20 protein-coding genes and 3 tRNA genes are annotated in these 23,109 nt (G+C 50.1%); 12 read left to right on the top strand and 11 right to left on the bottom strand.

Features of this window, described 5'->3' with window-relative positions; translation table 11 throughout:
* Both BGX16_RS11265 and hemW read right to left on the bottom strand, forming a co-directional pair.
* Positions 1-2,622 (bottom strand): hypothetical protein, encoded by a 2,622-nt coding sequence (locus BGX16_RS11265; protein WP_157798005.1) that lies wholly within the window; start codon positions 2,620-2,622, stop codon positions 1-3.
* Between the two features lie 183 nt (positions 2,623-2,805).
* On the bottom strand, positions 2,806-3,972 hold the full coding sequence (gene hemW / locus BGX16_RS11260) for a radical SAM family heme chaperone HemW (RefSeq protein ID WP_157798004.1): 1,167 nt from the start codon (positions 3,970-3,972) through the stop codon (positions 2,806-2,808).
* Positions 3,973-4,154: 182 nt separating this feature from the next.
* Between hemW and BGX16_RS11255 the strand changes: the two genes are divergently transcribed.
* From BGX16_RS11255 to BGX16_RS11245, 3 genes are all read left to right on the top strand, one after another.
* Positions 4,155-5,264: an adenylate/guanylate cyclase domain-containing protein gene (locus BGX16_RS11255; protein WP_100426113.1), complete on the top strand. Its 1,110-nt coding sequence runs from the start codon at positions 4,155-4,157 to the stop codon at positions 5,262-5,264.
* Between the two features lie 77 nt (positions 5,265-5,341).
* Positions 5,342-5,414, top strand: a tRNA-Gly gene (locus BGX16_RS11250).
* A gap of 127 nt (positions 5,415-5,541) precedes the next feature.
* Positions 5,542-5,614: transfer RNA gene (locus tag BGX16_RS11245), tRNA-Gly, on the top strand.
* Between the two features lie 194 nt (positions 5,615-5,808).
* Here the strand turns inward: BGX16_RS11245 and BGX16_RS11240 are convergent.
* The 6 genes from BGX16_RS11240 to BGX16_RS11215 form a co-directional block, all read right to left on the bottom strand.
* On the bottom strand, positions 5,809-6,549 hold the full coding sequence (locus BGX16_RS11240; protein WP_146139420.1) for a hypothetical protein: 741 nt from the start codon (positions 6,547-6,549) through the stop codon (positions 5,809-5,811).
* A gap of 5 nt (positions 6,550-6,554) precedes the next feature.
* Entirely contained in the window at positions 6,555-7,964 is a 1,410-nt protein-coding gene (locus BGX16_RS11235; protein WP_100426851.1) for a DUF5683 domain-containing protein, read from the bottom strand.
* A 95-nt stretch (positions 7,965-8,059) separates the two neighbouring features.
* Positions 8,060-8,506: a 50S ribosomal protein L9 gene (gene rplI / locus BGX16_RS11230; protein ID WP_100426111.1), complete on the bottom strand. Its 447-nt coding sequence runs from the start codon at positions 8,504-8,506 to the stop codon at positions 8,060-8,062.
* 9 nt (positions 8,507-8,515) lie between these two features.
* A complete protein-coding gene (gene rpsR / locus BGX16_RS11225) occupies positions 8,516-8,767 on the bottom strand; it encodes a 30S ribosomal protein S18 (RefSeq protein ID WP_100426110.1) in 252 nt (83 codons plus the stop codon).
* On the bottom strand, positions 8,767-9,132 hold the full coding sequence (gene rpsF / locus BGX16_RS11220; protein WP_100426109.1) for a 30S ribosomal protein S6: 366 nt from the start codon (positions 9,130-9,132) through the stop codon (positions 8,767-8,769). Before rpsF ends, rpsR begins: the two co-directional genes overlap by 1 nt.
* 95 nt (positions 9,133-9,227) lie before the next feature.
* Positions 9,228-10,016 carry a hypothetical protein gene (locus tag BGX16_RS11215; RefSeq protein WP_100426108.1) on the bottom strand — a complete coding sequence of 263 codons (789 nt, stop codon included), beginning with the start codon at positions 10,014-10,016 and terminating at the stop codon, positions 9,228-9,230.
* 106 nt (positions 10,017-10,122) lie between these two features.
* Between BGX16_RS11215 and BGX16_RS11210 the strand changes: the two genes are divergently transcribed.
* The gene (locus BGX16_RS11210) at positions 10,123-10,650 is read left to right on the top strand and encodes a TlpA disulfide reductase family protein (RefSeq protein WP_241899548.1); all 528 of its coding nucleotides are present in this window, start codon (positions 10,123-10,125) and stop codon (positions 10,648-10,650) included.
* Between the two features lie 66 nt (positions 10,651-10,716).
* Here BGX16_RS11210 and BGX16_RS11205 read toward each other — a convergent pair whose 3' ends face one another.
* Together BGX16_RS11205 and BGX16_RS11200 are read right to left on the bottom strand one after the other, a co-directional pair.
* Positions 10,717-11,952, bottom strand: coding sequence for an LL-diaminopimelate aminotransferase (locus BGX16_RS11205; protein WP_100426106.1), 1,236 nt, complete (start codon positions 11,950-11,952; stop codon positions 10,717-10,719).
* A gap of 248 nt (positions 11,953-12,200) precedes the next feature.
* A complete protein-coding gene (locus BGX16_RS11200) occupies positions 12,201-12,914 on the bottom strand; it encodes a tetratricopeptide repeat protein (RefSeq protein WP_241899547.1) in 714 nt (237 codons plus the stop codon).
* A 75-nt stretch (positions 12,915-12,989) separates the two neighbouring features.
* Between BGX16_RS11200 and BGX16_RS11195 the strand changes: the two genes are divergently transcribed.
* A tRNA-Thr gene (locus BGX16_RS11195) sits at positions 12,990-13,062 on the top strand.
* Between the two features lie 133 nt (positions 13,063-13,195).
* Here BGX16_RS11195 and BGX16_RS11190 read toward each other — a convergent pair.
* The gene (locus BGX16_RS11190; RefSeq protein ID WP_100426105.1) at positions 13,196-13,972 is read right to left on the bottom strand and encodes a hypothetical protein; all 777 of its coding nucleotides are present in this window, start codon (positions 13,970-13,972) and stop codon (positions 13,196-13,198) included.
* 98 nt (positions 13,973-14,070) lie between these two features.
* Between BGX16_RS11190 and BGX16_RS11185 the strand changes: the two genes are divergently transcribed.
* The 7 genes from BGX16_RS11185 (at position 14,071) to BGX16_RS11160 (ending at position 23,072) form a co-directional block, all read left to right on the top strand.
* Positions 14,071-15,819 (top strand): DNA repair helicase XPB, encoded by a 1,749-nt coding sequence (locus BGX16_RS11185; protein ID WP_100426104.1) that lies wholly within the window; start codon positions 14,071-14,073, stop codon positions 15,817-15,819.
* A gap of 3 nt (positions 15,820-15,822) precedes the next feature.
* Entirely contained in the window at positions 15,823-17,187 is a 1,365-nt protein-coding gene (locus tag BGX16_RS11180; protein ID WP_157798003.1) for an MATE family efflux transporter, read from the top strand.
* A 49-nt stretch (positions 17,188-17,236) separates the two neighbouring features.
* Positions 17,237-18,973, top strand: a complete 1,737-nt coding sequence (locus tag BGX16_RS11175) for an AAA family ATPase (protein ID WP_100426102.1) — start codon at positions 17,237-17,239, stop codon at positions 18,971-18,973.
* A gap of 11 nt (positions 18,974-18,984) precedes the next feature.
* Positions 18,985-20,241, top strand: a complete 1,257-nt coding sequence (locus BGX16_RS11170) for a class I SAM-dependent RNA methyltransferase family protein (RefSeq protein WP_157798002.1) — start codon at positions 18,985-18,987, stop codon at positions 20,239-20,241.
* A gap of 38 nt (positions 20,242-20,279) precedes the next feature.
* A complete protein-coding gene (locus BGX16_RS11165) occupies positions 20,280-21,446 on the top strand; it encodes a LysM peptidoglycan-binding domain-containing protein (protein WP_100426849.1) in 1,167 nt (388 codons plus the stop codon).
* Complete coding sequence (locus tag BGX16_RS14695) at positions 21,443-21,607, top strand: hypothetical protein (protein WP_157798001.1); 165 nt, start codon at positions 21,443-21,445, stop codon at positions 21,605-21,607. Before BGX16_RS11165 ends, BGX16_RS14695 begins: the two co-directional genes overlap by 4 nt.
* Positions 21,608-21,719: 112 nt before the next feature.
* Positions 21,720-23,072 carry an IS5 family transposase gene (locus BGX16_RS11160; protein ID WP_198514820.1) on the top strand — a complete coding sequence of 451 codons (1,353 nt, stop codon included), beginning with the start codon at positions 21,720-21,722 and terminating at the stop codon, positions 23,070-23,072.
* Positions 23,073-23,109: the final 37 nt, after the last annotated feature.

Genomic DNA, 23,109 nt, shown 5'->3' with positions numbered 1-23,109 from the left:
TCAATCATCCAAAGCAAGCCCATTCTTTCCACCATGGACACCCCATTTGAAAATTTTATCATAAGTGTAGGAATTTTTGCTTCCGTACACCTTCAAATGGAACTGAGCCAGATAAACGCCCACGCCCGCTTTACGTCCTGAATTCGCACGTAAATTCCAGCGCAAGTAAAGTCTTTTCGCATTTTCAAAGCAGTTTCCGCCAAAATCCTCGTCGCTGCAAAGAATCTTATTATTCGCACTTGCCACAAAGGATCCGGTGTTCGTATAAATTTCCATCGACCAGTGCAAACCGATCTTGTCCAAATCCAGTTCACCTTCCGAAGAATCGGCAAAGATCGTCGAGAACGCGACGTCAAGCATCACGCCCAAAGACTTGCCCATTTCCGATTTAGTCGAAGTTCCTTCCGGGAAGAAACGTTCGGTAAATTCTGGGCCGTCATCTGCCAAAGCGACACGGTCAAGACCCACCATCGAAGCCGTTTCCATCACCACGCGCGGATCGCCTTCAATCGTCACGGTCTTCGAAGTTTCGCTGACCGCATTACCGCTCTTATCCGAAAAGGATGCGGACGGATGGATGAAGAGGGAGTCGTTCGGATTTGCACGGTTCAAGAGATCGTCATTTTCGCCGAGCAACAGCGAAACTTCCGAGCTGTCTTCGTTCCAGATTGCATAAGAGAAGTCGAAGTACACGGAATCACCGTCCACGACAAAGCCGATAAAGTTCGGATTGCGGATCGCGTTCACATCGATTGATTCCGAGAAGGTTATGACCAAGCGGTCCGGACGTTTTTCGTTACTCGATTCCGGATTGAGGAAAGTGGAGGTGATTACCGGAGCCATACGATCATTCATATTCAGATACTGGATCGTCGAGCTGGAATCTCCATTGACGACGGTAATGTTTTCCATTGCGGAATAGCCGTACGCATTCGGATCGTCAATCGATGTGAGGTTCGGCATTACCATCGCCTGTTCCTTTTTCGAAAGCTTGTATGAAATAATTTTGCCGTCTTCGGAAAGGGTCAAATCTTCCGGATCCGGAGTGATGATCATTTCATTTTTTGCGGAATCGAGCCAGAAAAATTGGAAGTTCAAATTGGCGAGTTCTTCTTGCGTAATCGGGCTGTCTACGCCGATCGTCACGGAATCCATTTTGCCGTCGCCGTCCGAATCAAAGAAACCGTTGTTTTCATTAGACAGATACACATGGCCCGCATTCGTTACTTCCGCAGGCAAGTTGTAAGTCGCTACATTACCGTCTGCAGCCACAAGGCCCAAGTCGCCAAGTCCGACGACCACCGAAAGCGAATCCCCGACTTCTACAGTGCCCGGATCCGTTGTAAAGATCCAACGGGAGCCGTCCTTCGAAATCGCCTTCACGGTCACTTTTTCGCCGTTCGCAAGTTGCAGAACAGAGCCTTCTGTAAACGACGTGTCCAAATCCTTGTTGAAGTCGATGACGAGGGTGTCCTGAGCTTCGCCCTGACCCTTGATGAGAGTCACTCCCTGAATGGCAGGACCGATACGGTCCTGAAGAACCGTGCTGAGTTCTGCCGCAGAACCGCTCTCTTCCGACGTCACATACACGATCAATTCACCCGTCGCGGAATCCTTGGCAAGGGATGTCTTCACGTCTAAAAGTTCGAGCACCGTCCCTTCGGCATTCACATTGTAATCGCCCGAATACTGTGTGCGCTTGCTGCCGTTCGGCCAGGTGGTAAAGAAGCTGTCGAGAGAAACCGTCTGCGTTTTACCAGAAAGATAAGCGATGATACTATCGCCCACACCGTCACCGTTTGCATCGTAAATAAAGGCGCTGTCGAGGGACGGCAAATCCGAATACTCAAAGGCGAGCGAACCGGGGAAGGTTTCGTTCACAAAATACGAGGAATCCGACGGGTTCACCAAACCGCTCGCCGTAAATTCCCCACCCGAAACCGCAGAGACCGCATGAATCTGGAAAGCGCCAACGCCCTTTTGCAAAATGACCTGATCCGTCGTATCCCCCGCCAAGGTCGTAAACACGAGATTTTCGGAGCCACGCTTGGGATTCAGCGCAAAAGAACGCTTGTGGATCGTCGTATCCGTCAAACCGGAATCCGGACCGACTGGAATCACCGAACGCACAAAGACCGTCAAAGACGAATCCACCGGCAGATTGAAAACCGATTTTTCATCGACCACAACCGTATCGCCCTTCGCATTCATATAGGAAAATTCAAGATATGGCACGTAGAACGTGTAATAGCGGAAAATCACCGGTTCCGCATTGGGATCGACCGCCATTCCAAGCGGAATATGCGTCGCCGGGAACTGCGAAGAAGCCTTCACATAGACAAATCCCTTGACCGTATCGGCGGTCACCGAAGCCGTCGGATGCGAAAGGGAATCCGTTGTCGAACAGGTCGTTTTTCCCGTCGAATAATCCTTTGTACAAGGATTCAAAAGGAGCGTGTCGTTCGGCGCATAAACCAAAAAGCTTGCGCCTTTAATCGCACTCTCCGAATTCCAGGTGTCCACACCGTCCGGAACGGTCCACAAATAGGAAATCGGAGACGTATAAATGGAATAATAACGGCAAGCGCCTTTAACCGGGCATTCTACAGCAGAAAAAACCATCGCAGCCGAAAAAGCAACGACACAAAAAATCCTTACGGATACAAAATTCAAGAACCAACGAAACATATTAGATTCTCACAAAGCAACGCCCGAAAGGTTTCTTTCTTATTATAAAGATAAACCAAATATTTAGGAATGTACTCAGATATTTACAATGTAAGATTTTTGCAACCGCCAAAAATCTCATTCCGGCAAAAGATTCTCCACGATGGAATCCATCAAAAGCCAGCCATCTCCGACGAGAAATACGCGAGAGCCGCTCTTTTTGAGGTATCCCTGGTCCACAAAACGCTGGATTTTTTCGTCAGGAATTTTCGTAAGTTCTTCTCTTTCAAGGGATTGCAAATCCAGACCTTCTCGGGTGCGCAACGAAAGCCAAATTTTTTCGTCCACGCGTTCCTTTTTTCCGAGCAAATCGACTTCCATTTGAGCTTCGGGACAGCCCGCTTCCACCCAGCGCTTCCAAGCGAGATATCTTCCCGGTGTCGCCATGCGTTTATCGCCGATAAATCCATGAGCGCCCGGTCCAAGGCCCAAATATTCGCCCCGCAGCCAATAATTGCGATTATGCAAGCTTTCTTCGCCTTTTCTCGCAAAATTCGAGACTTCGTAGCGCTCAATCCCATGTTCTTTGAGAATGTTTACGCCGCTTTGGTACATCGCCGGGTAAAGATCTTCGTCGAGGGCGATTTCCCCCTTTTCAAAGCGCCTGCCAAGAACCGTATGCGAATTCAGCGTGAGACCGTAAAAGCTCACATGTCCAATGCCCGATTCCGCAAGTTCCGTCACATCTTTTTCAAAACGTTCGAGCGTCTGGCCCGGAAGCCAAAACATAAGGTCCGCAGTCGCATGAAGCCCGTTTTTTTGCGTAAAACGCAAAATTCTCGAAAGCGCATCTCGGCTCTCCGCCGCTGAGCCCTTGCGCCCAATCGCCTGTAAAAGCGCATCGTCAAAGGTCTGGATTCCAAGGCTAAAACGCGTCACCCCGATCCGATAAGCCTCTTCCAAAAAGGCATCTGAAGAGGATTCCGGGTTACATTCGATATCGACTTCGCGCATTTCCTTCAAATGAATTCCAAGGTTTTCAAGACCTTGCACCAAACGCGACAATTCTTCGACCGGAAGCGCGGACGGAGTTCCTCCACCCAAATAGACAGTCGAAATTTCTTTCGCAAAATTCGCATTTTCGTCCAAACGAATTGCCGCTTCCCGCAACAGCAAATCCACATACTCGCGAAAGAGGCGTGCAGAACTCGCGACCGTTGCAAAATCGCAATAGCCACAAATTTTTGCACAAAAAGGGACGTGAATATAAAGTCCGTTCATCCAAAGCGAATATATATTAACCACGTGAGTGTTCCATCAAAATTCAAAGCCTTGTTAAAAAAAAGGATGCCTTCCATCCTGTTTTTTCTGCTGTCGTCGGTCGTTCTCGCTCTTGTTTCCGCTCTTCTATTTGGGCCTTCCTATAAGGAAATTTTCCTTGCCTTGATGCTGTGGAGCCTCCCCTTATTTTTGCACTAAAGGCTCTTATGGCAATCATCAGTACAAGACTTCAAAAGAGAAAAATCAAATCCATCGCCTTTTACATAGGCTGTTGGACTTTTTTCAGTTTGCTGTTTTGCTATTTCCATTTTTACGGCACGCCCCAGGCGCTTGATCCGATCCTTTTCATGAACGCGCTCCAGTTCTCGATTCTGACGGGGCTTTCGCACGGTGTTTACGACGTGATCGTTCTTCACGACGATCAGGACCCCCGTCCGATTATCGGAGCCTTCCTCATTCGTCTCTGGTATTTTATCGCCGTCGTCTTTATCGATATCACGCTTTGCATTCTGGTACAGAACTGGTACAAGGATGGATTTTTGATCGATGAGCAGGGAATAGAATCGATCCGCGACGCTTTCCAACTGCCATTTGTCCAGTCCTTCGCCATCTACGGCGTGCTCTGCGGATTCTTTATCACGTTCATCCGTTCCGTGAACAAGAAGTTCGGTCTCAACGTATTTCTCAACGCGGTCCTCGGCAAGACCCAGAACCCGACCGAAGTCGAACTCGTCTTTATGTTCGTGGATCTTAGCCAATCGACACACCTCGCCGAACAGATGGGACACATCAAATACAGCCGATTCCTCAAAGAATACTACCGACTGCTGTCGAACTGCTGCGAAGAAAACGGCGGCGACATTTACCAGATCGCAGGCGATGGCGTCTACCTGACCTGGCCGCTTTCCGCCTGCCGTAAAAATCCCCGTCCTATACTTTGCTTTGGCGACTTAAAGCGTTGTTTCTTCCGCACACGTCGCCGCTTCCGCGCGGAATTCGGTGCCTACCCCACTTTCAAGGCCGCAGCCCACTGGGGAAAGGTCACCATGACCGAAGTCGGCAACTTCCGCAGTGAAATGGCTTACCACGGCGACGCCATCAACACGACATCCCGCCTGCAGGATCTTTGCAGAATGCTCGGTGAAGAATTCCTGATTTCCAAAGAACTTTTAGAAGCCTTGCCGAACGTGGGCCGTTACCATCCGCTGCCCAAGGGAACTTTTGAACTCAAAGGCAAGAGCCATGAAACGGTCGTGTACGCCTTAAAGTTCATGCATCCCGACGTTCACGAAGAAAACAGGTCGGACGAGGAATAAAAATTCATTTTTTTTCATTTTCCCTCTTTTCTGCCCTTGACACTCCGATTTTTTATAGTTATTATTGGCGTGTCCTCGCGGGAATAGCTCAGTTGGTAGAGCACGACCTTGCCAAGGTCGGGGTCGAGGGTCCGAGTCCCTTTTCCCGCTCTCTTAAAAACCACTCTTCTTGAGTGGTTTTTTCTTTTTTAACGTCGAAAATTTCTTTAAAAAAGTGAATTTTTTTAGGGAACCCCTTTGAGGAGATTCATTTTATTTCTATACTTGGGACACCCCTGCGGGAATAGCTCAGTTGGTAGAGCACGACCTTGCCAAGGTCGGGGTCGAGGGTCCGAGTCCCTTTTCCCGCTCTCTCAAAAACCACTCTTCTTGAGTGGTTTTTTCTTTTTTAGCATTCCAAAGTTTCAGAGCTGGAACAAAAAAGACGCCCCAAGCCGAAGGCGACTCCCCCAATAGAACAAAAGGCTCCGAAAAGTGTGTCAGAAATTGGAAATTTACCGTTTTGTTTTTTACAACACTTTTTACATATAAAAAGTTGTTTGTCTTAGAAAGAAATCAGGAACGTAGCGCCAGGGCCTTCCGGACGAAATTCCGGGAACACATTCCAACGGCGAGGTTCTACCGTGGCAAGATTGCTCGAAGTCGAACGATATATTCGCATTACGTCAAGAACAGAAATGACGCGATTCAAAATTAAGGCTCCAATCGAAATCTGAAAGGCGATGCGAGAGATACGGTAATTGCGCAAAATGTCGCTGTAATGATCCATGTGCCTAGAGGTTTCCGGATTATCGCTCGATCCCCAATTCCAAGTATGCTCTTCGTCGTAAGGATAATCTTCATCAATCGCTTTTCCGCTGCGAAGCATCGCCTGGTTGTAATCTTCATCCGAATCCGGATTGGCGTTTTCGCCATCGACACCGCCACGGCTGCGGTAATCCGCCATCAAATTCAAAAAGCTTTCGCTCGAAGGCGGATTCGAAATTCCCGCATAACGGGAGGCATAGGATCGCGCGCTCGCAATTTGACGTTCTCCAAAATAGTAGCTGCCAAAAGTCGCTACCCAAAGAGCCACATCCGTCCAAATGAACGCCTTCGCATAGGATTGTTCGCCCAAGTAATGCTGGCCAAGTCCCGGAAGCAAAACAGAAGCTCCGATTGCAAGCGCCAAACTTTTTGACGAGTTCCGGCTGATCGATTCGTCGACAGTAATCACCATCGGCTGCGCAAAGGCTTCCGCAGAACAGAGGAGCACCATCAAAAAGACTACGAGCAGTTTTTTCATGCGGTCTAGAAGTTAAAGTAAACGTTCACCATCGACTGCGAATTCATCGGAATGAAACCGCCTTCAAAATGGAGCTTGTCATACCAGGAAAGTTCTTCTTCGTAAAGAACCTTGTTGTGGGAATGCGCCGACCAGGCTGCATCGAGAGCCGACACGATATGATTCAAAATCAAGCCGCCAAAGAACCACGCCTGCATGTCGGCATAATCGTTCGCCTTGTTGCGCATGCTGCGGTAAGTCTTCCAATTTGTCGAAGTTCCCAAAGCGACGGTTTCTGCATCATTATCCGAAAGGTTAAGCGCGGATGCGGCCGCTTCATCCTCTACGTCATCCCAGCCGAGCACATAGGCAGAACCGGCAATGGTGGAATAATACGAACCTGAATTGTACAGGCTGAACGATCCGTTCACATGATTCGTGTGATTCTTGTCGTTCGTGAGTTCCTTGCCTTCGACATAGCAACCGTTGGTCGAAGCGTTTCCGTAAATAGACTTGCAGTACGTTTCACGGTTTGACAGATATCTTTCGATGAATTCCGCTTCTTCGTCCGAATCATCCAAGCTGTTGTACAGATCGTGAATCTTGGATTCATACGTATAAGCGCTGTAATGATTCTTGGCAAACTTCTTGTAACGCTTCACCTGCTTGTTGTACTTGTGAACGGAATAGTAGTACCAACCGCCCCACAGAGCGCCTTCAATCGCAAGATAGGCCGCGCCACGGACGTAGTTGAAAGTGGAACCGCCCACATAAAGCTGCCCCGAGCCAGGAATCACAAGAGAGAAGAACAAAGCCTTACGCGGGCTCTTGTACTGCCCTTTCATTTCGTCGATACTGTAAACCTTCGAAACCTTGGTCGGTCCCAAGATATCTCGACGGGAAATCGAAGACGAAGACACGGCTACACTCGAAGATGAAGTGTCATTGCGAAGACTCGAAGAGGAGGATGCCGCCTCACTTGAACTGGATTGCGGCACTTCGCTCACAAGGACACTCGAAGAAGAACCGTCATTGCGAAGACTCGAAGAGGAGGAAGACGCCTCACTTGAACTGGATTGCGGCACTTCGCTCGCAAGGACACTCGAAGAAGAACCGTCATTGCGAAGACTCGAAGAGGAGGAAGACGCCGCACTTGAACTGGATTGCGGCACTTCGCTCGCAAGGACACTCGAAGAAGAACCGTCATTGCGAAGACTCGAAGAGGAGGATGCCGCCTCACTTGAACTGGATTGCGGCACTTCGCTCGCTAGGACACTCGAACTGTCCGAGCTTGACGAAGTGGGTGCGACCGTAGCGGCAGAATCCGCCGTCTTGGTTTCTTCTTCAAATTCGGCAAACAAATCACGGACCTGCGCATTCGCCGAAGAAGCGAACAACAGAGCCGCAAACAATGGTAAAAGAGCAAACTTATGCATTTGCTTGTAAAATAGCAAAAAATAGGACTGCAAACAAAAAACCGTCCCAAAGGGACGGTTTTTTGTTTTCAAAGCTTGAAAAGGAACGTTTCAGCTTAGTCAGCCTTGACGACCCAAACCTTCACTTCAGCGGAGACTTCACCGAAGACCTTGATGGTCACCGGATAGACACCGAGCTGCTTGATCGGTTCTGCGAGAGCCACCTGAGCACGGGTGATCTTGATACCCTGCTTCGTGATTTCGTCAGCGATATCTGCAGCCGTCACGGAACCATAAAGGCGTTCGCCTTCGACAACGCGACGAGAGAGGTTGACGGTCACTTCGGCGAGCTTAGCAGCGACTTCGCGTGCAGCGCCGAGTTCCTTGTTGAAGAGAGCTTCCATCGCTTCGCGGTTTTCAGCAATCTTCTTCTTAGCTTCTTCCGTAGCACGGATAGCGAGCTTGTTCGGGATGAGGTAGTTCATGGCATAGCCGTTCTTTACCTTCACCACGTCCATCATGTTGCCGAGGTTCGGCACATTGGCTTTAAGAATAACTTCCATTTTTGCTCCTTAGCGCAGAGTGTCTGCGACGAACGGCAAAATAGCCATGTGACGTGCGCGCTTGATAGCTTCGACGAGCATGCGCTGATACTTGGCACTCGTGCCGGAAATACGACGAGGAATGATCTTGCCACGTTCAGAGATGAAGCGACGGAGGACCTTTTCGTCCTTATAATCGATGTACTGGACCTTATTTTCGGTGAACCAGCAGGTCTTCTTGCGACGAACGCGAGAATTGTTCTTCTTATCTTCGAAAGCCATTATTCAGCATCTCCTTCTTCAGCGTCGATCGGAGTCACATCTTCGGTCTGGCTCAAGTTCTTGTCATAGACGACTTCAGACATCGGATAATCCACGAGGGTGATCCAACGGAGAACGTTTTCGTCGAGCTTGAAGATGTTTTCAAGTTCTGCAACCACGGAAGCTTCTGCCTTGTAGTAGAAGATCACATAGTAGCCGTGAGTCTTGTGCTTGATTTCGTAAGCGAGCTTGCGCTTGCCCCAATCGTCGCGGCGAAGGATTTCGCCTGCTGCGGTAATCTTGTCGGCGAAGCTCTGAACTTCAGACGCAATCACGTCGTCAGAGAGCATGGCGTCGAGAAGCACCATTGTTTCGTACTGTTTCATAAAATCCCTTTGGACTTCAGCCCATATCCACCATAGATACAGGAGGGCCCCACTGTACATGGGGAACCCAAATATAGCAAAAGGCTAAAAAATCGTCAAATGTTTAAAATCAGCGCAATCATATTGGCCACGCCCCAGTCACCCGTTTCGTTCGAAAAATAGCGGCGAGCGACCATTTCAAAGGCAATCCACGCACCGAGGACGTTCCTTTTGAGGTAATCCACGTTATTGCGCAGGTTAAACCCAAATCCAAGACTGATCGACAGCTGACCGACGCCCGACCAGCTTTGTTCGTAGCCCGCCGCCCCGTTTACAGACCAACTTTCGCTAAGCGCAAAGCCAGAACCCAGGGTCAACGCGCCCGAAGCGCCATCCAAAGAATATTCATTATCACAGCCGACAGCCTTGTTCACCTCTTCCTCTGTCGCAAAAGACGTTCCCGGCGAGTTTTTGCCGCGGATTTCGTCCAAAGAAGTCGATTCAAAACCAAACGCGGGTTCAGCAAAAAGCACCCAGTTCGGATTCACCAGGTAATGCAAGCGCACGTGGCTGTGATAACGCTGATAGATGATCGAAATTTCGTCATCGATATTGCCGCCATACATGCGCACAGAGACGCCTGCGCTCACATACTGCGAATACGCGTATTCCCCGGTCCCCTGCCACTGAGCAAGTGCCTTACATTTTTTTCCACTGGGGAAAAGTGCCCCACCGCCAATTCCCACGCCAAAGCCTTTGCCCTGGTAACTGGATTCACGCGGAAGAAGAATGCCTCCGTCAGCGAGCTTCCTTCCAGTCGTTTGCACGGAATTTCCCTCGTCCGCAAGCAGCACTGCGCAGAGCGTAAAAAGAAGGACCGTCCAAATTTTGAGAAGTCGTGCCATGTGATTTAAAATGTAGGAAAATTTAAAACCTGAAGAAAACTCTTTTTTTTCGCAATTTCTTTTGTATTTTACTCCCTGTCATCACAGGAGTTTTTGAATGAGATTTATGGGAAAAGCTTTTTCCTTGATTGCTCTTTTTGCAGCAACCGTATTCGCACAGGTAGAAGCCAAGCAGAACGCGCCGGAACTGATGAAGGATTCTTCCGGCACCACGATGAAGATTGATTTTACGATTCCTCTCGCAGGGATCAGCGACCCGGGAATGCTGTTTTCCCATTTTTCGAACAAACCGCTCATGATCTTCTACTTTAGCCCGAAGTGCCCGCATTGCCAGGCAAACTTCCCGCACATGCAAACGTTGATCAAGCAGTACGAAGAAAAAGGTTTGAACGGCATCGGCATTTCTGTCGGCAGCGGCATCAAGAAGAACGATGTGCGCCTGTTCATCGACCAGTTCAACGCTTCGCTTCCAATTTTCCAGGATGTGAACGCAAAGTTCGGTCCGCGTTACGGAACGGGCTACGTCCCGGTCATCTTCCTCGTGAACAAGGATGGCACGTTCTACCGTTTCAGCGACTCGTCCAAAAAGAGTCTTGAGCAGCTTCAAGAAATCTTGAACAAGATGCTCCCGTAAAATTTTTCTCCTTTAAAAAGAAAGCGCGGCTTGCAAAAGTCGCGCTTCTTCGTTTTAGCAAAGCATTTACCAAATGAACTTCGAGCCGGAAAGGCGACGCTTGATTTCTTCCATCAAAGCGACTTCTTCCGCTTCCGTATCAGCCATGAACGTTACGCTGAAACGGATGAAGTGACCTGCATCGTCCCAAGGCACGGTCGAAATCTGCTTTTCGCGAATGAGCCACTGCGAGAAGTCTTCTGCGGTATTGAAGGTTTCACCCCCTTCGATTCCCTTCGGAGCCTGTGTGTACAGGTAAAAGCTTCCCTTCGGCTTCGAGACCTTAAAGCCGACTTCGGAAAGAGCTTTCACTAGCAGGCCGTGGCGACGGGAATATTTTACGACCGTCTTTTCCGTGATCGACGGGTTCGAAAGCGCTTCTACGCCAGCGAGCTGAATCGCCTTGAACTGACCGGAGTCATTGTTGTCCTTCACGCAAGCGAATCCCTTCACCACCTTTTCATTGCCGGCGACAAAGCCGAGGCGCCAACCGGTCATGTTGAAAGCCTTCGAAAGCGATTGAATTTCCACTCCGACTTCCTTTGCTCCCGGAACGGAGAGGAAGCTTAGCGGAGCATAACCGTCGAAGGTGAGAGCCGCATAGGCCGCGTCAGAAATCACGATGATTTCATTCTTCTTTGCAAAGTCAATCACCTTCTTGAAAAAATCCACAGAGGCGACCGCACCCGTCGGATTGTTCGGGTAGTTGATGTAAAGAAGCTTGGCTCGCTTTGCGATATCCGCCGGAATCGAATCCAAGTCCGGAAGGAAGTCGTTTTCCTTAAGAAGCGGAAGGTTATAGACTTCACCGCCGAGGAAGCGCGTCATCGTAGCGAGGACTCCGTACCCAGGAACGGTCACAATCGCGACGTCGCCCGGATTGATGAACGCCTGCGGAATCATGGCGAGAGCCGGCTTCGAACCGATGCAGTGGCAAATTTCGCTCTGCGGGTCGAGGTCCTTGACACCAAAGACCTGATCCATGTAATGTGCAGCCGCTTCCTGGAACGGCAAAATGCCGTTGTCCGAGTAACCGCGATTTTCACGCTTTTGCGCTTCGGCGTAAAGGCGTTCGACAACAACCTTGTCCGCCATCCAGTCCGGTTCCCCGACGCCCATATCGATGATCGGCGTTTCCGGGTGATCCTTTTCCGCCTGACGGCGGGCGCGCTTGATTTTTTCAAACTTGTACAGGACTGTTCCCTTGCCAAAGGAACTGCCACCGATGCGATCTGCAAACAGATTTTGAACGTAGTCGGACATCTTTTTCTCCAGTGTTAAAATTTTTGAGAAAAATTTAGAAGTAGACCTTTTTTTGCCGATTTTTCTGCACCCGTTTTTTTTGCCGTAGCAGGGACTTTTTGGAAGGCGAACTGAAATTTTGCGACATATTTGTCACAAAGGAATTGAAGGGGTAATGGTAACGAGCGAAGGCGTGGTTATCGAAATGACACGACAAAAGAAGCTCGCCAGCATTCGCCGGCGAGCTTCTGCATGATTTCTTTTAAAAATTAGAGCGTCGCAATTAACTTCTTTGCGCGGTCGGAATAAATCTGATTGTCGCCGTAATTCTTGAGAATCTTTTCAGCGGCAGTCTTTGCCTTATCCGGATAACCCATCTGGTTGTAAACGAGGGCGAGCTTCCAAAAAGCGTCAGCCACAGTCGGAACCTGGTCTGCCGGTTCGAGCTTTTCGTAGCGGTCTTCAAGATCGCCCGTACGCTTACCGAATTCAGCGATAAACTTTTCAAGCAGGTTCACTGCTGCAGCGTAATCCTTCTTTTCAATTGCAACAGCGGCCTGACCGTGAAGAGCTCCGCCACGAATCAGCGGAAGCGAGCCCGCATTGTCCAAAGCCTTCTGGTAAAGGATGGCAGCATTATCAAATTCGCCGTTCTGGAAGCGGATATTGCCAGCGAGAAGTGCGGCCTTGGCGAGGGTTTCCCCCTTCAACTGCTTCGAAACGATCAGTTCTTCGTATGCGGCAAGAGCGCTATCCTTCTTCCCCGTATATTCATAGGCAAGAGCCGGACCAAGAAGTTCTGCCTGAGCAGCGTCAGCCTTGTTCTTGGAACCCTGGAAATGAATAATGGCTATCACAACCAAAATGACGACGAGGAGAATAGCCCCGACCTTCACCCCGTGCTGGATAAAAAATTCCTTCATATCAGAACCGGAGGCGGAAGTTCCCGCATTCGGCATATTATTCGGCATATTGTTGGCCATGTTTTAGGTCCTTAAAAAAATTTTGAAATAAATATAGCATTTTTTCAAAAAGTTTGCTACATTTGTGCGCGTTATGCCACTCTAGCTCAGCTGGTAGAGCAGCTGATTCGTAATCAGCAGGTCGGCAGTTCAAATCTGCTGGGTGGCTCTTAAAGAACCGGGTTCGAAAGAATCCGGTTCTTTTTTTGTGGAATGCTTCAAGGCTTCGCCTTTCGCGAGTGACAATCCATCATGTCATTGCGAGGCCCAAAGGGGCGTGGCAATCCCGGGTGACGCCCCGACTACAGATAAAGGCTTATCCCGCTGGTGACGCCCCCATTGAATTCCTCGGAGGTATAAGTCACAATTCCCCCGACGCTGAATTCTACCCAGCGATTGATTCGGTACCCAGCCGTCAGATATCCTGTCGTAATAGTAGGGACACCCAGCCGAATGTCTTCGATTTTAGGATTCGGCTCGTAAGCACTGACACTGAGATTGAAAAAGAGCTTTTCCAAATAAAATCCGGCATAGCCGCCTCCAAAGAGAGAGGCATTAAAATCAGAATCATATCCCCAATCGGTTTCATCATCCTTTTCGATCTCGTAACTCATCTCGCTATATTGGTTGTACACTCCAAGGAACGCGCCTAATTCAAAATGTGAAAAATTGGCACCTAGCGTGGTGTGGAAAAACGCTCCATCTTTATAACCGAGTCCGCCCCCACACATAAACCAGCCGACTTTGTACAAGAAATCGATTTTCCCGCTGAAGTCAACCCCGCCCATCCTATATGTCGACTTCTTCACCATTATCACATCATCACTGAACAGATCGTCGAGAGAACCATCCTTATATGTGTCATCGGTAATATCCACATCCTCTTGAAAGTTATAACGGACCTTTCCGGTAAAACGCCACAATGCGGAAAATGGTTCCTGCTCGGTATTTGCCCCGTGGACTTCTGGCGCTTCGGATGCGGTCATGCTGAAGTTGCGAATCGTCGTCGTAATACATCCCGTCGTCAACAAGGTGACGAGGGCTAAGAAAGAAAAAGAAATTATACGTAAAGGCTGCATACGCAAATAAGATAGTTTTTTCCCGGAAGAACTATTTTTTTCAGTACGTAACTTCTCTACTTCGCCAATTTCGCCATATTTTTCTAAAATTGGCGCCTATGAATCCCGAAGGCGCTATTATTGTTCAGAGCAACTTGGAAATTCTCGTTGAAGTGCACAATCCGCACTACATTGAAGCCAGAGATGCCATTGCTCCATTTACCGAACTCGTGAAGAGTCCGGAACATTTACATACATATCGAATTTCCCATCTTTCTTTGTGGAATGCCGCATCGACGGGTCTTACCGCCGAAGATGTGCTAGCCCGTCTTGAATCCCAGAGCAAATATCCGATCCCAGAAACTGTCGTCACGGAAGTCCAAGACTATATGGGCCGTTACGGTATGCTCAAGCTCGTGAAGAACGACAAAGGCCTTTGCCTGGAATCGACCGATGTAGCTCTTTTCAAAGAAATCACCAAGCTTCCGAACGTGGCCGATTGCCTTATCGAATTTGAAGGTGAAGACAAGGCTTACGTGGACCCGAACAAGCGTGGCATTCTCAAGATGTCTCTCACGCTAAACGGCTTCCCGGTCGAAGACATCGCAGGCTACGTCGCCGGCGATCCGCTCGAAGTCGATTTCCGAAAGGAAACCTTGGCCGGTAAAAAGCTCACTCTCCGCAGCTACCAGAAGGAAGCTTCCGAAATATTCTACGCCTCCGGTTCTGAAAAGGGCGGTTCGGGCGTGATCGTTCTCCCTTGCGGTTCGGGTAAGACCGTGATCGGCATGGCGACGATGGTCCTCATGAAGACCCGCACGCTCATCCTCACCCCGAACATTTCCGCAGCCCGTCAGTGGATTCGCGAAATTCTCGACAAGACGACCCTCACCGCAGACCAGGTGAAGGAATACTCGGGCGATGTCAAGGAAATCGGTCCGGTGACAGTCGCCACATACCAAATCTTGACACAGCGCAAGCGTTTGAAAAAGACCGACGAAGAAATGGAAGAAGCCGAAGAAAATAAGAGCGATATCAATAAGCCGCTCGTCAACTTCCCGCTCTTCAGCGAACACAAGTGGGGCCTCATGATTTACGATGAAGTTCACTTGCTCCCGGCTCCCGTTTTCCGTTTCAGCGCCGAAATGCAGGCGACAAGACGTCTCGGTCTTACGGCAACCCTCGTGCGTGAAGACGGCAAGGAAACCGAAGTGTTCTCCCTCATCGGACCCAAAAAGTTCGATCTTCCATGGAAGGTCCTTGAATCCCAAGGTTGGATTGCGACCGCCGACTGTAGCGAAATCCGCGTCACGATGAATCCGGAACTCAAGATGAAGTATGCGCTCGCCCAAAACCGCGACAAAATCAACATCGCAAGTACAAACGAGCAAAAGGACGACGTCGTCGAAAAACTGATCGCTCAGTACAACGAACCGGAAGACCGTATCCTGATCATCGGCCAGTACATTGAACAGCTCACGAAACTTTCCGAAAAGCTGAACATTCCGCTAATCACCGGTAAGACGCCGAACAAGGAACGCGATAAACTTTACCTCGCTTTCCGCCGCGGTGAACTTCGCAACCTGATGGTTTCGAAAGTCGGTAACTTCGCCATCGACCTTCCGGACGCAAGCATCCTAATTCAGATATCGGGTACGTTCGGTAGCCGTCAGGAAGAAGCCCAGCGTCTTGGCCGCGTTCTTCGCCCCAAGGAAGACGGTCGTCCGGCGCACTTCTTCTCGCTCGTCACCAAGGATTCGAAGGAGCAGGAATTCGCCATGAACCGTCAGCTGTTCCTGACCGAACAGGGTTACGCGTACAAAATCATGCACTATTCTGGCGAAGACATTGTCGCTGCTCGAGTATAACTGTTGAAGCTCTCTAAAAAATTCATTTTAGAGCCTCACTTTTTTGCAGTCCTCGCCGGACTCGCCTTGCCGATTGCCCTGCAGGACCTCATCAAGTTTTCTCTTTCGCTCGCTGACAACATGATGGTCGGCAGTCTTTCGGAAGCGGCCCTTGGTGCGGTAACGCTCGCAAGTCAGCCGTTCTTTATCTTCTCGATGCTTTCGTTTGGCATTGCAAGCGGTGGCGGCGTTCTCGTGGCGCAGTACTACGGAAAGCACGATGCCGAAAGCATTCAGAAAATCGTTTCGATTACCATCTGTATCGGTGTCCTTTTTTCATTTCTTTTTGGGCTTGGGACAACACTCTTTCCGCGGCTGGTCATGCAGCTCTTTACGAACGTGCCGGAACTGATCGATATCGGAGCGGAATATTTACGGATCCAGGGTTTTGCGTATTTCTTCTACGGCTTCAGCAATACGATGATTATGCTGATGCGCAGCACGCGCGAAGTCAAGGCGGGCTTGATTGTGAACCTGAGCGCCTTTGTGCTAAACATATTCCTGAACTGGACTTTGATTTTTGGGCATTTTGGAATTCCCGCTTTGGGTGTGCAAGGTGCTGCCATGGGAACGGTGATTGCCCGTGCCGCGGAATGTTTTGCACTCCTTGTGTATGTGCGTTTTATGGAGTGCCATCTGCATTTTCGCTTCAAAAAGATGTTCCACTTTGACGCCGTTCTCTTCAAGGACTTTTTGCACTACAGTATCCCGGTCGTCATCAACGAAACTGGCTGGTCCATCGGTGTCGCCATGCAGTCTGTAATTCTTGGGCATTTAAATTCGACGATCGTCGCTGCGGCAAGCATCGTCGGAACCTTGCAGCAAATGGCCCTTGTCTCTATCTTCGGCGTCGCTGGAGCCTCTGCCCCGATTATCGGGAACCTTCTCGGTTCGGGCAAGAACCTGCAAGACGCCAAGCGTTATGCGAACACACTGATTCTCGCCGGATTCTTTGTGGGAGCTTTCATGGCAGGAAGCCTCTTTATTTTCAAGGATCCAATTCTTACGCTCTATGCGATTCCCCACGGAACGATCGAGCTCGCCAAGACTTTCATCGGCATCCAGTGCATTATGATTTTACTGCAATCTTACACATCGCCCGCGATTGTCGGAATTCTTCGAGCCGGAGGCGATACTACGTTCACATCGATCCTTGACATCGGAACGCTCTGGATCTTTTCCATTCCATTCGGCTACCTCGCCGGCTTTGAATGGGGGCTCTCCTATGCGATGATTTTCCTGATGCTTCGGCTGGATGAGATCGTCAAATTCCCCATTTTGGTCTGGCGAGTCGAGAAAAAAAGCTGGATTCGGAATGTGACGCGCTAAAAATCTCCGCAGAATTCCGCAAAGTCGAATAAAATTATATTTCATCCGTATGGAAAATCCCCGTCAGATAATCAATTTGTTTTTAAGCAGCAAGCACAAACCGGAAGAGCTCAAGAGTGCACTTTTCCGAGCGGCTGAAGCGGCCGAACAAGTCGGCATGACCTACATGGAAGCAACCTTCCAGCTTGGCGAACACGCCAAGGAAGAAGGCCTTGCGGAAGATGAATCCGATGCGACTATCCGCCGTGCCTATGCTGCCGACAAGCGCGCTCGCGAACGGGAAGTCTCGACAGAACCGGCTCCTGCCGTTCCGCAGCAACAAGCGACCCAAGCTATGCCTGCAATCCCTGCACAAGGCATTGCCACACAGCCGATTATCGCAGGTGCGATTTCCCTCGAACAGGTTCTCGCCATGGGTCTTGACGCCCAGGCTCTTGAACTTTTGCAAAATCACCGCATCGATCCGGAAGCCCTGAACATTCCATGGCCGACTCCAGACTGGCGCTTAGACTTTGCCAAGCTTTTGAATGCGCTTTTTAAGCCGGAAGAATCCATCGACTACAAGATGTCCAACACCCCGGAAGCGACGCAGGTCCTGATTTCGGACTTTCTCGCCCAGGCGGACGGCATCAAAAAGATCATGAAGGCCTTGGACGGACCGGACGGGGCTCTCGTTTCAATCAATGCGACAAACGGGCCTGAAGGCGAAGATGAAGCCTTCCGCTACCGTTATGCGGTCATCGACAATCCAGAGATCAGCCTCGCAAAGCAGCTCGCCTATTACAAGGCTCTGAACCTGCCGTGCGCAGCCCTCGTCAGCACTGGTGCAAACTCCGTGCAAGCTTGGATCAAGGTCAATGCGCAATCACGCAAAGAATACGACGAACGCGTCGAATACCTTTTCAAAACTTTGGAAGAACAGGGTTTCCACGTCAATTCGAACGGTCCAAATCCGACGCAGATGGTGCGCCTTCCGGGCGTTCTCCGCAACGGAAAGCAACAGTACCTGATCGGCCTTGAACAAGGCGCCAAAACTTTTGAAGATTGGCAGACCTGGGTCGAATTCTGCTTGGACGGCAAGCCTTTGATTGAACTTGCAAGCGACAGCGACGACGCTCCGAAAAAGGACCGCCTCCTGATCGACGATGTTCTGCAAGCCGGTGAAATGATGCTCTTTACAGCGCCTTCCAAGGCGGGCAAATCTTTTGCCTTGATGGACCTAGCCCTTTCGCTTTCCCATGGCGAAGACTGGATGGGTCTTGTGACGCACAAGACCGACGTTCTCTTTGTGAATTTTGAAAGCACCCGTTCTGCATTTTTGAACCGTCTCTTTACCGTGGCGGCTTCCCGCGGGTTGAACCCTTCGATTCCGGGCTTTGGCTTTTTGAACCTCCGCGGACTTGCGCAGTCTCCGCTCGAAATGGCGCAGTATATCGCCAAGCGCGTCAAAGGTGCAAAAAAGCTCGAAGATCACGATTACGGTGCCATCATCATCGATCCGATTTCCGCGATTCTGCATAACCCGAAAGCGGTCCGCAACAGCATGCCTCCGCAGCAGTCACTCTTGCTTATGATCGATACGATCATCGCTCTCACCGGTTCCGCTGTCATCACGGCGATGAACCCGGATGAATATACGGAACTCGCCAATCACGCAGACTCTTTGATTTCCCTTTCGCCTGTCGACGGTTGCCCGAACATGTACAACCTCAAAGGCTCATTCCGCGAATTCCCCACGCTTCCCTCCAGGGATTGCACCTGGCGCTATCCGCGATTTATCGTCTAACCCCATCATTTATGCAAAGAAAAAAATTGGATAACCGCGGCACTTGGAGCCGCAAACCGGCAAAGGTCCAAGAAGAACCCGAGAAGAAATCTCTGGGTCCAGTCCCTTCTGACCTCGAAGCGAAAAAAGCTTACCTCGAACAGTGGGCTCTCGACAATCGTATCCCAGGAAAAATCCAAAGCTGGTACAGCGTACCGTCCAAGTCCGAAACAAGCGACTGGCGAATCCGCACCCAGAATCTGACAAAGACGAACCGAGTCCTTTCCTTGGAGGGGCCGTATAAAGGCGCAAAGCCGCCGAAGATTGTCCTCGACATCGACGCCCAGATCCGCAAGCCGCACTTGCAAAAATTCCGCAAGTCCATTCTGCAAATCTGGTTCCGCGCTACAGGCGACGGCCGTTACGGCATTGCGGTCCAGAACATTCTCCATACCGCAGAAGCAACCCGCGAATTCAAAACGTTCCTCAACTATCTGCAGCATGAACATTCCAAAGAAATTCTCTGCTGCCACCAGATGCAGGTTCGCCCGGTTCAAGTTTTTGACCCTGCGCATCCGGCTCCCGGCTCGCACATCACTTTGCACAAGGGATTCGGCAGCGATTACCTTCCGATTGCCGGAACCGGTAAAACGTTCAACATCATCGATTGGACTCCGCTTGCCAAGGAACCTTGGATCGGACTTCCCAAGCGTATCCGCGAAGCGATCCATCCGGCCAAAGACGACAAGTTCCTCGAATGCTATGCTGGCACGGGTTACATCGCAGAATCGCTCGCTCCGCATTTTGCAGCGACCTTCGCTGTGGACGCTCGCAAGGTTTCCCGTCAGACACCGAACGTACGCTACATTCAATCCACGGTCGACAAAGAATTTTTCCCCAAGTTCTTTAGCGGAAAATTCAAGGAAGGAAAATGGACGGTCTACCTCGATCCACCAGACGGCAAGGCTCTTGCCGGGAACGTGATTCCGGTACTCGCCGCCCAAGGTCCGGAACGCATTCTTTTGAATTCTTCGAACCTGACCGTCGCCGCCATGGAAATCAAACGTTTCCGCCGCGAAGGCTATATGCTGCGCAAGATCATTCCTCTCGACATCGAACCGGGCAAAGACTTTTTCCAGGTGCTCTTCCTATTCGTTCCGGACCGCGCAGGTTTATTGGGACGCCACGAAGAGCGTTCAACGAAGGTCATCAAGCGCCGTGAAAATCAAAGTTTCCACGCAGAAGAGCCCTCAGAAATAGTGCATTTTACCCAAAAGCGCCGTCGTTAAAATTACCGATTGCTCATAAAAAGGTTAAATTGATGAATATGAGGCACATTAAAAGCATTTCTATTGCTCTTGGCCTTGCAGCCCTTGCCGCAAGTGCCTATTTCGTCAAGGAAGGAGATACCCTTTGGGATATTTCCGATGAATACCTGCAGGATCCGTTTGCTTGGCCCGACCTTTGGGAAAACAACCAGCACATCCAGGATCCGCACTGGATTTATCCGGGTGACTCCATCTATTTGGGCGAAGCGCAAGACACCTCGGAAAAGCCGGCTCCGAAACAGTCCGCTCCATGCGCGACCGCAAAACCGGATTCGACGCTTCCGAAGGGCGTGACCGTTCCTAGCGGCTGTGCCGGAAACGAAAACACAAACTTCGAAAAGATGCTCGGGAAGCTCGCGAACGACACCGCACATCAGAAGAAAAAGCCGAGCAAACCAAAGGGAACGTCTTACTACTACTCCCAGCGTGCACAGCCAAAGACCTTCAACGGCTTCTATCAGGTGCTTGCACCGATCGTCATGCCCCCGAAGGAAATCAAGAACGACAAGAACTGGCTTTCAATCCGTTCCGGCGAAAAGCGTGAACCACTTGTACACACCGCCGAAAAGGAAGTGGTCATCGGCATCGGTATGAATACCGAACAGAAGGCCCACGTCGGCGACATGGTCGAAATCTGGGACGCTCATCGTGCCAACTTGCCTGCAACCAAGATCCGCAAGGACGAAAAGGCGGCCATTCTCCGCTATACGGGTCTTGCCCGCATCACGGATGTGGGCGATACGCTTTCCCGTGCAGTCATTTTGCAGACTATGTACGAAATCAAGATGGAAACGGCCAAGGCCCGTATTCAAAAGCCGTTTGAACCGATCAACGTCGTTGGTTATGACACGGTTAAAACCGCTAAGGTCGATGAAATGGCGATTGTCCGCTACTCCTTGGAAAAGAGCCAGGTCGTTGGACCGTACGGTTATGTGATGATCGATCAGGGTTCTGAAAACGGTTACGCCCTCGGCGATGGCGTTGCCATTTGGGAAAAGGACCGTTCCGATGCACTGATTCCGCCGCGCCTTCTCGCCCGCGGTATTGTGACGACCTTGAGCAAAAAACATGCCGTGATTCTCGTGCGTGAATCTTACTACGGCGATCGTCGAATCGACTTCGGCAGTCTCGTTTCCATTACGCACAAGGCTAGCCTCGTCAAATGAAGTTTCGGATATGGATGTACTGCGCCTGGGTGTTCGCTATCCTCGTCGCAGTGCTTCTCGCTTTTGCAATCGTTTTGGTACTAAACCCATCTCTTGCCGATCAGATTGCGGAAGCCTTGGGTCCGGTCAAGCTTTCCTCGCTTGTTCGAATCTTATACTAGTCGTCCCTTAAAATCCCGCCCAGCCCGCATAACTATTGGGAAAAACTGATTTCTACCCTGTGAAAATATTGCAAGGTTTTCTAAAATATGATTGAAAACCTTGCAATTTTTTATGTACAGACCGCCAAAATCCCACGCACAGACAAGCCTTTTCTGTTCCCTTGAGGAGCAGTTGAACCACAAGCATTCCCTCTACGTTCTCGCGAACAAGATTGACTGGAACAAGTTCGAGACCGAGTTTTCGAAACGGTTTGACGACAAAATGGGTGCGCCGAACAAGCCGATCCGTCTCATGACCGGGCTCATCATCCTGAAGCACATCCGCAACGTATCGGACGAGTCCGTCGTGGAGCAGTTTCAGGAAAACGCCTATTACCAGTATTTTTGCGGAGAACGGTTCTTCTCGACGGAGCAACCCTGCGACCCGAGCGAACTTGTTCACTTCCGGCACATGATTGGCGAAGCGGGCATGGACATGATCCTCAAGGAAAGTATCCTCGTCAACGATGACCACGATAAACAAGGACCGACAGGATGCGGCACGGTCTTTCTTGACACGACCGTGCAGGAAAAGAACATCACGTTCCCTACAGACGCCAAACTTGCGAACAAGATAATAGAACAGGTACAGAGGATCGTGGAAGAGCATGATCTTCCGCAAAGACAGTCCTACAAGAGAACCTTGAAGAAGGTCCATCGTGACCAGCGTTTCCGCAATCACCCGAAGAACGGCAAGAAGGCTCACAAGGCAGATCGCAGGCTGAAGACAATCGCGGGACGGCTCGTCCGTGAATTAGAGCGAAATCTCGCCAGCAAGAACTTGTTGAACACGTACAAAGAAAAAATCGAGCTTTTCAAAAAAGTTCTGGCACAGAAGAAATGCGACAAGGACAAGGTCTATTCGCTTCACGAACCCGAAGTAAAATGCATCGGCAAGGGCAAGGAACACAAGAAATACGAGTTCGGCAACAAGGTGTCAATCGCCCGGAGCTACAGCGGCATCATTGTCGGCGCGGTCTCGTTCCGGGACGAGTATGACGGACATACGATAGACGATACGCTTGACCATGTTGAACAAATGCTTGGATTCAGGCCGAGCCAGGCCGCATGCGACCGAGGCTACCGCGGACAAAAGGAATCCGGAACGACAAAGATCGTGATACCGGACGTCCCGAAGAAAAACGCGACTTACTACCAGAAGGAAAAGGCTCACAAGCTTTTTTGCAAGAGGGCAGGCATCGAGCCTATCAACGGCCACCTGAAAAGCGACCACCGTATGGGTAGAAATTTCTACAAGGGAATCTTTGGCGACATGCTCAATGCAAAGCTTGCAGCAGCGGCGTTCAACTTCAAGAGGGCCATGAGGCGCTTTTTTGTCCTGTTGGAATGGCTATACTGTTGCTTCCTTTGCCGGGAAGGGGTGAATAAAAACGGCGAACCTCCTTATCCTGCGCTCGCGAAGTGACTTTTTAAGGGTCAACTATACTAACTCAAAAAGGATA

This window comes from Hallerella succinigenes, assembly GCF_002797675.1.
Lineage (GTDB): Bacteria > Fibrobacterota > Fibrobacteria > Fibrobacterales > Fibrobacteraceae > Hallerella > Hallerella succinigenes.
This window is presented reverse-complemented; position numbering and strand designations above follow the sequence as displayed.